11 protein-coding genes are annotated in these 12297 nt (G+C 60.5%); 10 read left to right on the top strand and 1 reads right to left on the bottom strand.

Annotated features, from left to right (window positions below):
- Positions 1-49: 49 nt before the first annotated feature.
- Positions 50-1657 carry a sigma 54-interacting transcriptional regulator gene (locus tag ACQRA4_RS01435; protein ID WP_427821291.1) on the bottom strand — a complete coding sequence of 536 codons (1608 nt, stop codon included), beginning with the start codon at positions 1655-1657 and terminating at the stop codon, positions 50-52.
- A 302-nt stretch (positions 1658-1959) separates the two neighbouring features.
- Here ACQRA4_RS01435 and ACQRA4_RS01430 point away from each other — a divergent pair, with 302 nt between their 5' ends.
- The 10 genes from ACQRA4_RS01430 (at position 1960) to ACQRA4_RS01385 (ending at position 12240) form a co-directional block, all read left to right on the top strand.
- Complete coding sequence (locus ACQRA4_RS01430; protein WP_427821290.1) at positions 1960-2742, top strand: sulfite exporter TauE/SafE family protein; 783 nt, start codon at positions 1960-1962, stop codon at positions 2740-2742.
- An 80-nt stretch (positions 2743-2822) separates the two neighbouring features.
- Positions 2823-4163 (top strand): SLC13 family permease, encoded by a 1341-nt coding sequence (locus ACQRA4_RS01425; protein ID WP_427821289.1) that lies wholly within the window; start codon positions 2823-2825, stop codon positions 4161-4163.
- Positions 4164-4354: 191 nt separating this feature from the next.
- Entirely contained in the window at positions 4355-6082 is a 1728-nt protein-coding gene (locus ACQRA4_RS01420) for an L-aspartate oxidase (RefSeq protein ID WP_427821288.1), read from the top strand.
- 26 nt (positions 6083-6108) lie between these two features.
- Positions 6109-6450, top strand: coding sequence for a succinate dehydrogenase (locus ACQRA4_RS01415; RefSeq protein WP_427821287.1), 342 nt, complete (start codon positions 6109-6111; stop codon positions 6448-6450).
- 12 nt (positions 6451-6462) lie between these two features.
- Entirely contained in the window at positions 6463-7740 is a 1278-nt protein-coding gene (locus ACQRA4_RS01410; RefSeq protein WP_427821286.1) for a 2Fe-2S iron-sulfur cluster-binding protein, read from the top strand.
- Positions 7740-9200 (top strand): cytochrome b N-terminal domain-containing protein, encoded by a 1461-nt coding sequence (locus ACQRA4_RS01405; protein ID WP_427821285.1) that lies wholly within the window; start codon positions 7740-7742, stop codon positions 9198-9200. Before ACQRA4_RS01410 ends, ACQRA4_RS01405 begins: the two co-directional genes overlap by 1 nt.
- Before the next feature lie 13 nt (positions 9201-9213).
- The gene (locus tag ACQRA4_RS01400) at positions 9214-10095 is read left to right on the top strand and encodes a fumarate hydratase (protein ID WP_427821284.1); all 882 of its coding nucleotides are present in this window, start codon (positions 9214-9216) and stop codon (positions 10093-10095) included.
- Positions 10096-10105: 10 nt separating this feature from the next.
- The gene (locus tag ACQRA4_RS01395) at positions 10106-10699 is read left to right on the top strand and encodes a FumA C-terminus/TtdB family hydratase beta subunit (protein ID WP_427821283.1); all 594 of its coding nucleotides are present in this window, start codon (positions 10106-10108) and stop codon (positions 10697-10699) included.
- 91 nt (positions 10700-10790) lie between these two features.
- Positions 10791-11075, top strand: coding sequence for a UxaA family hydrolase (locus ACQRA4_RS01390; protein WP_427821282.1), 285 nt, complete (start codon positions 10791-10793; stop codon positions 11073-11075).
- Between the two features lie 4 nt (positions 11076-11079).
- Positions 11080-12240, top strand: coding sequence for a UxaA family hydrolase (locus ACQRA4_RS01385; RefSeq protein ID WP_427821281.1), 1161 nt, complete (start codon positions 11080-11082; stop codon positions 12238-12240).
- Positions 12241-12297 lie beyond the last annotated feature (57 nt).

The following is a 12297-nucleotide window of genomic DNA, read 5'->3' as shown; positions in this document are numbered from 1 at the left end:
AAAGCTGCGGCCCCGCCGTTGAGGCGCGTGCGCGCCGCCCGTTGCGGGGCTATACGGTAATGCCCAGTTTGCGCAAGCGGTGTTGCAGGGTGGAGCGGGGCACGCCCAGCAGGGCTGCGGCCCCGCGCGGGCCGGACAGCCGCCCGCCGGTCAGGCGCAGGGCCTCCAGAATATGGGCCCGTTCATTCTCTTCCAGCGAGGGCAAAGCCCGCTTCGGGGGCGAGGCCGGCGGGAGGTCGTCATCGGGCGGTGACGCCGGCGCGCCGGGCGCGGGGGCTGACGGGCTTTCCCACTCGTGCAGAACCTCGCGCACAAAACCTTCGGTAACGGCCGCGTCCAGAGAGTGCAGCAAAATACGGCTGACCACATTGCGCAGTTCGCGGATATTGCCCGGCCAGTCGTGCTCGCAAAGGTTGCGCAGCACATTGGCGGTCAGGCGCGGCGGGCGCAGATCCCACTGCCGGGAAAACTGGCCGATGAAGTGTTCCACCAGAATGGGGATGTCGTTTCTGCGCTGGCGCAGCGGCGGCAGGCGCAGGATGACCGAGGCCAGGCGGTAAAAAAGGTCGCGCCGCAGCCGGCCTTCGGCCAGGGCCTTTTCCAGATCAATATTGGTGGCGGACAGCACGCGGATGTCCACGCCGATGGAGCGGGCCTCGCCCACCCGCTCGAAGGAGTTTTCCTCCATGACCTGAAGGAGCTTGCTCTGCATGTCCGGCGAAAGCTCGCCGATTTCATCCATGAACAGCGTGCCGTTCTGGGCCATTTCTATTCTGCCGATGCGCTTGGCGTAGGCTCCGGTGAAAGCGCCCTTGGCGTAGCCGAACATTTCGCTTTCAAACAGGGTGGGCGCCAGGGACGGGCAGTTCACCTTGATGAAGTTTTCCCCACGCCGGGGGCTGCGCCGGTGCAGCCAGCGGGCCAGCATGCTCTTGCCCGTGCCGGTTTCGCCCACGATCAGCACCGGGATATGCAGCTTGGCCACCTTGCGCGCCACAGACATGACCCCGGCCATGTCCTGGGTTTCCAGCAGACGGTCCACCAGTCGCGTGGCGCTGCCGTCCGCCTCGCCCGCGTCCGCCGGGTTCAGCGCCGCCCGTTGCGCCGCCTTGTCCCGCGCCCGGCGCTCTTCGGTGAGCACCACAAACAGAAAAATGGTCAGCACCGGGGTCAGCTCCAGCAGAAAATTCAGCAGCGCCGCCACATTGTCCGGCTGGCGCACAAAAGAGACGTGCAGGGTGCCGATGACCTCCCGGTTCAGAATCAGGGGCAGGACGATGGTGGCGTTGAGCCCCGCGGCGGCCAGGGCTGATGCGCCGCCGCCCCAGCCCCGCGAGGCCAAATCATTGATGACCACGGGCTTGCGGCTCTGGATGGCCTGCCAGGCCACGGTATCATGGGCAATGCGCGTGTTGGAGAACATCTCCACCACCGTGCCGTCCGCCGAGGCGAAAGAGTTGAGAAACTCGCGCTCGGCGTCATAGAGGTTGATGCTGAAGCGGTCATAATGAAAGAGCAGGCGAAACTCCTTGGAAAGAAAGTTGAAAAGCCCGCTGCGGTCCGTATTGCCCGCGACCAGCCTGGACAGGCGATGGATGATCTGGGCCGCGGCCAGCAGGGGGCTGCCCAGACAGGCGTCGTTATTCCGTTCCGGCATGACTTCTTCTCCTTTGCCCGTATAAGGACATTTTTACTGAAATGCCAGCAAAAGCGCCCACATCTTGCGCCCATTCATTGAAAGCACAATCAGTATTGTGAAAAAAAGAATAATAAGTCCACATGATTACCGGATGGCTCTGATATGGCACAGGGTTTGCTTATACCAAACAACAAATCGCTTTTCCATTGACAGTATAATACGCCGCATAGCAATAGATATTATAATATAACTTATATTATTATTATTATTATTATGTTATTGTTTTAAGGGCAAATCATGACTCTTGACCTGTGCGAGGTATGACTGTGCTCACGTCGGACATTATCATCATCGCTCTCGCGGGTTTCTTCTCTGGCATCATCAAAACAGGCGTCGGCGTGGGGGCGGGCATTTTTCTGCTGCCCACCCTGGCGCTGGCCTTTCCCGCCAAAGTGGCCCTGGGTCTGGGCGCTCCCATGATGCTGGTCTCGGATGTCATCGGCCTGCGCTATTACTGGAAGCAATGGCTGCCCCGCGTGGAGCTGGGGCGCCTTTTTCTGGCCGCCCTGCCCGGGCTGGTTCTGGGCGTCGTGCTGCTGCCGCTGATTCCGGGGAGGACATTCCGCGTCTGCGTGGGCCTGTTCGGCGCGTGCTACGCGCTGAGCCTGCTCTGGCCCGGCTTTCCGCCGGCCGTCGCGCTGAAAAGGCTTGTCAGCGGGCTCAACGCGCGTTGCGCGGGCGGCGAGACCGACCGCAAGCTGGGCGCATACGCGTATGGGTTTCTGGGCGGCCTGTCCACAGTGCTGGCCCATGCCGGGGGGCTTGTCTGGTCCCTGTATCTTATCACGGCCGCGCGCGACCGGCGCGTTTTTGTGGGCACCACCATCATTCTTTTCTTCATCACCAATATCTGCAAGACAATATCGTATATATATATTGATATTCTAAGCATTGAATCATTACTCAGGGTACTTACAGCCGTTCCAGTAATACTGCTTGGCTCGTATTTCGGAAATATTATCAATAAAAAATGCAATCATGCGCTATTCAGAAAAATTGTTCTCTGCTTCATATTTCTTACTTCTGTCTCTTTATGCGTCTGATTGAATCAGATTTTATTTTCATACAAGCATCACCTCATTTTTGCTGCTCGGGACTCCACCCTTACCCACGGAGAAAGCTCATGAAAAAACTCCTTGCCGTTCTGCCTTTCTTGGTTCTGTTTCTGCCTGGGATGGCCTGCGCGGGCGCGTCACCGCCGCAGGCCATCAACATGCCGCATGTCTACATTGTGTTTGGCGTGCTGATTGTGGCCGCGGTGCTTTTTTTCACGGAATGGATACCGCTGGCCGTGACCTCCATACTGGTGCCCTGCGCGCTCTCCACCCTGGGCGTCATCACGGTCAAGGAGGCCTGGGTAAGTTTTGGCGACACCAGCATACTGACCATTGTGGGCCTGTTCATGCTGGGCGAGGCCACCTTCGCCACAGGTTTCGCCCAGCGTGTGGCGACCATGATCATCAGCAAGGCCGGCCAGAGCGAAACCCGCCTTCTGGTCTTCGCCATTCTTCTCATCGCCTTCATGTCGGCTTTTCTGAACAATGCCGGCGTCACGGCCATCACCCTGCCCATGATTATTTCCATCGCCCGCAAGGCGCACCTTTCGCCTTCGCGCATCCTTCTGCCCACAGCCTACGCGGCCAGTTTCGGCGGCTGCATCTCGCTGGTGGGCCAGGCGCCGAGCATGGTGGCCAACGGCATTCTGGCCAAAATGGCGCCGGAATACGGGCAGTTCGCCTTCTTTGAATTCGCCTGGTACGGCATTCCGCTGACGCTGATCGGCACGGCTCTTTTCGCCCTGTTCCCCCGTTTTCTGATTCCGCCGGCCCGTGAGGACGTGGCCGAACTCAAGGAAATTGAAATTCCCGACGGCGGCGTGCACATGTGGATCGCGGGCGGCATTTATTTTCTCGTCATCATCTGCATGGCCACGGGGCTGGTTCCGCTGACCTCCGCCGCCATGCTGGGGGCCATGCTCTGCATCCTGACCCGCTGCATGAGCCTGAAGCAGGCCCAGGACGGCATTGACTGGACCACCGTCTGGCTTTTCGCGGGCATGCTCTCCATGAGCTTCGCCATGAACAAATCCGGCGCGGCCAAGCTGATTGCGGATTTTGTCGTCAGCCATGTGTCCGACCCCTATGTGCTTTTCTGCACGCTCATGCTGGTGACTGCCGTACTGACCAACATCATGTCCAACACGGCCACCACGGCCATCATGGTGCCCCTGGTCATCCCCATCGCCCTGGGCGCGCACATGAGCCCCCTGCCCTTTGTCATGGGCATCGCCATGAACGCCGCGGCCTGCTTCATGACGCCCATCGCCACGCCCTCCAACACGCTGGTGCTGCGACCGGGCAACTACACCTTCGGGGATTATGTGCGTTACGGCTTTTTCTGGCAGATCGTGGCGTTTGCTCTTTCCGTGCTGATTATCCCGCGCGTGTGGCCTTTTATGCCATAACGGGAATTCGGGCATTTTTGCCCAAACGAGGGCTGTAAAAAGCTCTTATTTGGGCGGACAGCAAGGGCGCCAATGGCAGTGGTTTATATAAATGGTGAAAATTCAATATGTTATAAACTGAAAGATAACTGGCGCGATCTTTGCTGATTCAGGGCAACGCAGCTGCCGCAATGTCTTACAGGGGAAATCTTATGAATGCGGACTACAAAGTGGATTTGCTGGTGCTGGGCATGGGCGCGGCGGCGCAACTGGCCGCCATTTACGCCCATGACGCGGATCCTGACCTGAACATCCTCATCGCCACCAAGGCGCTGAAGGGCAAGGGCGGCTGCAGCCGCATGGTTCAGGGCGGTTTTAACGTGGTGCTTGACCCCGGCGACTCCCATGAAAAACACCTCATGGATACGCTCAAGGGCGGTCAGTACATCAATGATCAGGACCTGGCCCTGGCTCTGGTGGAACAGGCCACCCCCACGGTCAAGGAACTGGAAACCGTCTGCGGCTGTTTTTTCGACCGCCGCCCGGACGGACAGATTCATCAGAAAGCCTTTGCCGGGCAGTGTTTTGACCGCACGGTGCACAAGGGCGACCTGACGGGCATCGAAATCATCAGCCGCACCACGGAACAGATCTTCAAACGCCGGATTCCGGTGCTGGAAGAAACCCGCGCCGTGGAACTGCTGCTGGACGCCGAGGGAAGCACCGTCACCGGCGCGCTGCTCTACAATATGCGCACCGGCGCCTTCATTACCGTGGAGGCAGCGGCCACTCTGGTGGCCACGGGCGGCGGCCCCACCCAGTATCGTTTTCACGCCCCCGGCCCGGAAAAATCCGCGGACGGCATCGCCATGCTCTATCGGGCGGGCGCGCTGATGCGCGATATGGAAATGATCCAGTTTCACCCCACGGGCCTGATCATTCCCGGCAGTGTGGTGGCCGGGGCCCTGCTGGAAGAGGGCCTGCGCGGCGCGGGCGCCCACCTCTACAACGGCGAGGGCGAACGCTACATGCTCAGATACGCGCCGGACGTGGCCGAGCGCGCCACCCGCGACGTGGTCAGCCGCTCCGCCTACCTGGAAATGATGGCCGGGCGGGCCTGCCCCGAAGGCGGCGTGCGCATTGACGCGGCCCACCTCGGCGCGGATTTCGTGCTCAAAAGCTTTCCCGGCATGGCCGAGCGTTGCGCCCAGTTCAAGTACGACCTGGCCCACGGCATGGTGCCCGTATCGCCCTCGGCCCACTTTTTCATGGGCGGAGCGGCCATCGGCGTGGACTGCCGGGCCTCTCTGGACAAGCTGTTCGTGGCCGGCGAGGACGCCGGCGGCGTGCACGGCGCCAACCGCCTGGGCGGCAACGGCATCGGCGAATCCTGCGTGTACGGCCGTCTGGCCGGCAAATCCATTGCGGCCTATCTCTCCAAGCCGGAAAACCGCCGCATCAAGGACAGCGCGCCGGGCATGGCCAAAGAAGCCGCGGCCCGCATCAGCGAACCGTTCAGCCGCAAGGGCGGCTCCTCGCCTTTCGACAACCGCCGTGAAATTCAGGAGACCAACTGGGTCAAGGTGGGCGTGGTGCGCAAAGAATCCGCCCTGGCTGAGGCCCTTACCGATTTCGCCACGCTGCGCCAGGATGTGGAACGGGCCGGCGTGCACGGAAAGCGGGCCTACAACATGCAGTTCAATACCCATCTGGACACCCTGAACATGATTGACGTGTCCGTTATGGCCGCGACTTCCGCCCTGCAGCGTCAGGAAACCAGAGGCGCGCATACCCGTGAGGATTTCCCGGAACAGCGCGACGACTACGGTCTGTTCAACACCTTCATGTGGCGCGGCGAGGACGGACTGCCGCTCTTTGAAAAGCGGGAAGTGGTCTTCAAGCACAAGTCGCTTGAAGCCTGCCAGAAACACAAAAAATAAGTTTCCACACGCAAACAATGGGGGAAATGATGAATACGCCCGAACTTGACTACAGAAAGCCCATGCAGTGGGGGGAAATTGATCCGTACCGGCGCGGGCGCGCGCATGTGGGCATGTGGGCCTGGCTGCTGCAGCGGGTCAGCGCCGTTTTTATCGTGCTGCTGCTGATTCTGCACCTCTGTTTCACCTACAAGCCCTATGTGCAGTTTCTTCTGCTGCTGGCCGTGACCCTGCACGCCTCGCTGGGCATCCGCGTCATTTTGCTTGACTTCAACCTTGCCAAGATAAGTTCGGCGCGCCGCCTGGTGCCCTGGACGCTGGGCCTGGGGCTTACCGCCGCGCTGATCGCATGGTTTGCCATCTACTAAACGGAGGAAGCCATGCAATCTAGCAATACGCGCACGGTAAGGATATTCCGCTATGACCCGGAAAAGGGCGGGGAAGGGAGTTTCCTGAGCTATAGCCTGGACATTCCCGATCCCGACACCACCACCATTCTGGACGTGCTGCTGCGCATCCAGAAGGAACAGGACCCGAGCATCGCCTTCCGTTTCGCCTGCCGCGTGAACATGTGCGGTTCCTGCGGCATGGTCATCAACGGGCGCGAGGGCCTGGCCTGCAAAACCAATGTCTGTGACCTGCCCGCCGGGCAGGATATCACCCTGCGGCCCCTGAACCATTTTCCCGTCATCAAGGACCTGGTGGTGGATATGGGGCCGTTTTTCGCCAAGTATGAAGACGCGCTGCCCTTCTTTGAACCCAAGGAAAAACGCGACGAACCCTACGTTATCAGGCCGGACGACCAGAAACGCGTGGACATCGGCATGGCCACAGACTGCATTGCCTGCGGCTGCTGCGTGTCGAGCTGCACCATGGTGGACAACCACGAGGGGTATTGCGGCCCGGCGGCCCTGAACCGCGCCTTTACCCTGCTGGCCGACGAGCGCGACGCGCTCTTTGAGGCCCGCCTGACCAAAGCTCTGGACAGTTGCTACAACTGCCGCACCGAATTCAACTGTACCGAGGTCTGCCCCAAATCCATCAGCGGCACGCGCGCCATCAAGTATATTCAGCGCCTGGCCCTGAAAAACCTCAAGTCCGTCAAACCTCTGCCGCCGCATCCCGCCGAGCTGGCTGAAAAGAAGGAGCCGGCCAGGGAGGCGCAAGCCGTTGATTCATGCGCCTGCCAGGCCCATGACGCTTCCCGTCGCTCCTTCCTCAAGGGAGCCGGCGGGCTGGTGGGAGCGGGCATTGTGGCTTCTCTGGGCACGGTGCTGGGCGTCAGCGCCGTGGGCCCCACGCTGGGCGATCAGCCCAGCCAGTGGGTGGAAGCCGGAGCGGAAAAGGACTTTCCGGTGGGCGGCATCACCAGCGTAACCCTGCATTACAAGCGCACCCAGGCTTTCCACTCTGAGGAAAAGGAAGTGCCCGTGCTGGTGCGCCGCGATTCGGAGCAGGATTTCATCTGTTTCAGCAGCAGTTGCCCGCATCTGGGCTGCGCCGTGAGCTGGGACGAACTTTCCCGGCGCTTCAAATGCGCCTGTCACGGCGGGGCGTTTGACCGGGACGGCAAGGTCATCGCCGGGCCGCCGCCGTCGCCTCTGCCCCGGCTGCCCTGGAAGCTGGAAAACGGCATTCTTAAGGTGGAGGTGGTCTAATGAGCTTCCGGAACGACATCGGCTGGGACAAGTATCTCAAGCCATTCCTGTACAAAAGGCTGCCGGACCGCACCGGCTGGAGCGCCGTGCTGGGCACCCTCTGCGCGCTGACTTTCATTGTCCTGGTGGCGACCGGCATGATTCTGGCCTTTTATTATGTGCCGTCGCCGGACAAGGCATGGGATTCCGTGCAGTACATCAGCAATGAAGTGCCCCTGGGCAAGATTTTGCGCGGCGTGCACCACTGGGGCGCGGGCCTGATGGTCTTTCTGGTCTTCTGCCATCTGATGGTGACCTATATGCACGGCTCTTACGCCAAACCGCGCCAGCTCACCTGGCTCACCGGCGTCTGCCTTTTTCTGGTCACTCTGGGTCTGGGCTTCACCGGCTACCTGCTGCCCTGGGACATGAAAGCCTACTGGGCCACGGTGGTGGGGGCCAATATTCCCAACCAGTATCCCGGCGTGGGCAATTACATCACCCGCTTCATCCTGGGCGGCAACGACATATCGGGCTTTACGCTTTCGCGCTTCTATTCCGTGCACACCCTCATTCTGCCCGCATGTCTGCTTCTGCTCATGGCCGTGCACATCTATCTGATTCGCATCCACAATATCTCCGACCCGCGCGAGCGTCTGGCCGGCGAGGTTCTGCCGCCTTCCAACGGCAAGCCCTACCGCTTCTACCCCGAACACATCCACCGCAGCACCCTGGCCTTCGGCCTTGTCTTTGCGGGCTTGCTGCTGGCCGCCAACTATGCCCCGCCGCATGTGGAAGCCAGGGCCGGCACCTTCATTCCCGACTATCTGCCCCGGCCTGAATGGTATTATATGTGGCTCTTCCAGTTGCTGACCTACTTCACGGGCTCCTGGGAGATGATCGGCAGTCTCTTTCTCTTCGGCGGCGGCCTGGTCATGCTCTTCGGCGTGCCCTTTTTCAGCGAAAGCAGGCTCAAGGGCGTGGGCAACAGGCCCGTGTCTCTGGCTGTGGCCGCCACCTTCATGGTCTGCATCGTTTACCTCACGCTTATGGCCTACTCCGAGGCCGCGCCCTACAACAAGCTGTTGACGCTGCCGGACAAGCCCATGAGCGAACAGGCCCGACGCGGCATGTTCCTGTATGCGGAGCGCGAATGCTCCTACTGCCACAACATCATGGGCAAGGGCGGGCATCGCACCGGGCCGGACATGAGCAATATGGTCAGAAAAGGCAGAAACGAGCAGTATCTGGCGGATTACATCAAAAATCCGCTCAAGATATACGCTTCGTCCACCATGCCGGCCTATGACCTGACGCCCGAACAGCTCAAGGACATGGCGGCCTTCCTGCTGTCCCTGGATTTCAGGGACGCCAAGCCCGTGACGAAACCGGTCAGCGAGATTCTGGGAACGGAAAAAACCGGGCGGGCCGTACCCGAGCAGCAAGCAGGCGCCGAGGCGACCGCCGCGCCCGCTTCCTAAGGAGGAAATCTGTATGGATACCTTTGATTACGCCATCGTGGAAGAAGCGGCCAAGCAATGCTACATCAAGGCGCTCTGCGATCTGCCGCCCGATGTGCGCGCGGCCCTGAAAAAAGCCTATGACAGGGAAACCAAGCCCGCCGCCCGCAGTGTTTTCGAAGCCATGTTCAAGGCCATTGAAATCGCGGACAAAAAAAAGACGCTGCTCTGTCAGGACACGGGCCTGCCCATTTACAAGGTGCGCATCGGCTCGGCCTACGCCTGGAACGGCGCCAAAATCAAGGCCGCCCTTTATGAGGGGGCCAAACGCGCCACGCAGGAATTTCCCTTCCGCAGCAGCGCCACCCACACCATCACGCGGGTCAATCCCCAGACTTCGGTGGGGCCCGGCCTGCCCGTGACCTACTTTGACTTTGACGGAGACGGCGAAAACCTGGATATTTTAATGATTCCAAAGGGTTCTGGCTCGGAAAACATGAGCCAGATGAAGATGTTCTACCCCCAGCACGGCATCAAGGCCGTGAAGAAGTTCATTCTGGACGCTGTCATTGAAAGCGGCGCCAACCCCTGCCCTCCGGGCATTATCGGCGTGGGCCTGGGCGGCACCGCCGACCTGGTGATGAAACTGGCCAAGGACGCCATTGCCCGACCCGTGGGCCAGCGCAACCCCGATCCCATGCTGGCTGAAATGGAAGAAGAGCTGGAAGAGGCCATCAACGCCACGGGGCGCGGCCCCATGGGCCTGGGCGGCGACGTGTCCTGCCTGGCCGTGCACATTGAGAGCGCCTATACCCACATCACCCAGAACCCCGTGGCCGTGAACACCCAGTGCTGGCCCGCGCGCCGGGCCCGCGCCGTCATCACGCCCGCCGGCCAGGTGGCTTACGGATACTAAGGAGGCAACCATGAGCGAAGTTCACCATCTCACGTCGCCTTTTTCCGAAGAGGTCATCCGGGGCCTGCACGCCGGGGATATCGTCTACTTTGACGGCCCTCTGTTCGGCATCCGCGACCTGACACAGATTCACATCTTCGACCACAACAATCCCCCGCCGGTGAGTCTGGCGGGCATGCCCTGCATCCACACCGCGCCCAGCCTGCGCAAAAACGGCGACAAGTGGGAAAAAATCTGCGTGGGAACCACCACCAGCACCCGCATGGAGCGCTTCACGCCCGGGCTCATCGGCCAGTACGGGGTGCGGGCCATCATCGGCAAGGGCGGCCTGTATCAGGACAGCCTGGAGGCCATGAAAAAATACGGCGCCGTGTATCTGGCCATTGTGGGCGGCGCGGCCGCTCTGGAAACCGAACAGATTGAAGAGGTGGAGCAGGTCTACTTTGAAGAGCTGCACCCAGAAGCACTTTACCGTTTCCGGGTGAAGAACTTCGGGCCGCTGACCGTGGCTATGGACAGTCACGGCGTGCACCTCTACGAGCGCGTCAATGAAAGCATCAGGGAAAAACTGCCCGGCATCTACGCCAAACTCGGCGTGTTGTAGGCAGAGATCCATGCCCGCCGGCCAGGGCGGATATTTTCCGAACAGCGGCATGCGTGGCGGCCGGAGCATGCGCAACCTTTCTGGAGGACATATGGGCGTTGATTTTGTTGTTCACGAAAAAGGCGACGGCGTGGGCGTTGTGGTCGTGGAAGGTCTGAAAAAGGGGCAGGAATGCACCGGCTGGATCATGCAGGAGGACGAACTGGTCACCTTCAAGATTCTGGACGACATCCCCATCGGCCATAAGGTGGCCCTGCACAATTTCGCGGTCAACGACACGGTCATCAAATACGGCACGGACATCGGCAAGGTGGTGCAACCCATCAAGCAGGGCGAACATCTGCATGTGCACAACGTCAAAACCAAGAGGTGGTAGAGCGATGAACAGAAAATTCTGGGGTTACAGACGAGAAAACGGCCGTGTGGGCATCCGCAATCACGTCATTCTGCTGCCTCTGGACGACCTGTCCAACGCGGCCTGCCAGGCGGTGGAAAACAACATCAAGGGCACCCTGGCCCTGCCGCACCACTATGGCCGCCTGCAATTCGGCGAAGACCTGGACCTGCATTTCAGAACCCTGATCGGCGCGGGCTGCAACCCCAATGTGGCGGCCGTGGTGGTCATCGGCATTGAGCCGGTCTGGACGCAGCAGATTGTCGACGGCATCGCCAAAACCGGCAAGCCCGTGGCCGGGTTCTCCATTGAAAAGAACGGCGATCTGAACACCATTGCCGCGGCCTCCCGCAAGGCCAAGGAATTTCTCCAGCAGGTCTCGGATTACCAGCGCGTGGAATGCGACATCAAGGAGCTCTGGGTATCCTGCAAATGCGGCGAATCGGACACCACGTCGGGCATCGCCTCCAACCCCACGGTGGGCAACGCCTTTGACAAGCTCTGGGAGGCCGGGGCGACCACCCTGTTCGGCGAAACCACTGAAATCACCGGCGGCGAACATCTGGTGGCCGCGCGTTGCGTCAACGAGGATGTGAAGAAAAAGTTCATGTACTTTTTCGACCGCTACGCCAAGGTGGTGGACGACCACAAAACCAATGACCTTTGTGATTCCCAGCCCACCAAGGGCAATATTGAGGGCGGCCTGACCACCATTGAGGAAAAGGCCCTGGGCAACATCCAGAAAATCGGCCGCAAGGCGCCGGTGATTGGCTGCCTGGACAAGGCCGAAAGCCCCACCGGGCCTGGGCTCTGGTTTATGGATTCCTCATCCGCCGCGGCGGAAATGGTTACTCTGGCGGCGGCCTCCGGCTTTGTGGTTCACTTCTTCCCCACGGGCCAGGGCAATGTCATCGGCAATCCCATTCTGCCGGTCATCAAACTGTCGGCCAATCCCCGCACCGTGCGCACCATGAGCGAGCATATCGATGTGGATGTTACCGGCCTGCTTCAGCGCGAATATGACCTGAACGCGGCCGGCGACAAGCTGCTTGACATGATGATTCGCACCTGCAACGGCCGCAGAACCAGCGCCGAGGCCCTGGGCCATCGTGAATTTGTCATGACGCGCCTGTACGAAAGCGCCTAAAGCGTGTTCCAAAAGTCGCCGCGCCGCGCCCTCCCATGTCCCGAGCGCAAACCACGC

It is taken from the genome of Desulfovibrio sp. SGI.169 (assembly GCF_050313595.1).
In the GTDB taxonomy this organism is placed as follows: Bacteria; Desulfobacterota; Desulfovibrionia; order Desulfovibrionales; family Desulfovibrionaceae; genus Desulfovibrio.
The sequence above is the reverse complement of the archived record's forward strand: the minus strand, read 5'-3'. Positions and strand labels throughout refer to the sequence as shown.

Coding starts and splice junctions, on each gene's coding strand:
- ACQRA4_RS01390 (WP_427821282.1), top strand. CDS start 10,791: ATGGGCGTTGATTTTGTTGTTCACGAAAAAGGCGACGGCGTGGGCGTT.
- ACQRA4_RS01385 (WP_427821281.1), top strand. CDS start 11,080: ATGAACAGAAAATTCTGGGGTTACAGACGAGAAAACGGCCGTGTGGGC.
- ACQRA4_RS01425 (WP_427821289.1), top strand. CDS start 2,823: ATGAAAAAACTCCTTGCCGTTCTGCCTTTCTTGGTTCTGTTTCTGCCT.
- ACQRA4_RS01400 (WP_427821284.1), top strand. CDS start 9,214: ATGGATACCTTTGATTACGCCATCGTGGAAGAAGCGGCCAAGCAATGC.
- ACQRA4_RS01395 (WP_427821283.1), top strand. CDS start 10,106: ATGAGCGAAGTTCACCATCTCACGTCGCCTTTTTCCGAAGAGGTCATC.
- ACQRA4_RS01430 (WP_427821290.1), top strand. CDS start 1,960: ATGACTGTGCTCACGTCGGACATTATCATCATCGCTCTCGCGGGTTTC.
- ACQRA4_RS01415 (WP_427821287.1), top strand. CDS start 6,109: ATGATGAATACGCCCGAACTTGACTACAGAAAGCCCATGCAGTGGGGG.
- ACQRA4_RS01410 (WP_427821286.1), top strand. CDS start 6,463: ATGCAATCTAGCAATACGCGCACGGTAAGGATATTCCGCTATGACCCG.
- ACQRA4_RS01420 (WP_427821288.1), top strand. CDS start 4,355: ATGAATGCGGACTACAAAGTGGATTTGCTGGTGCTGGGCATGGGCGCG.
- ACQRA4_RS01405 (WP_427821285.1), top strand. CDS start 7,740: ATGAGCTTCCGGAACGACATCGGCTGGGACAAGTATCTCAAGCCATTC.
- ACQRA4_RS01435 (WP_427821291.1), bottom strand. CDS start 1,657: ATGCCGGAACGGAATAACGACGCCTGTCTGGGCAGCCCCCTGCTGGCC.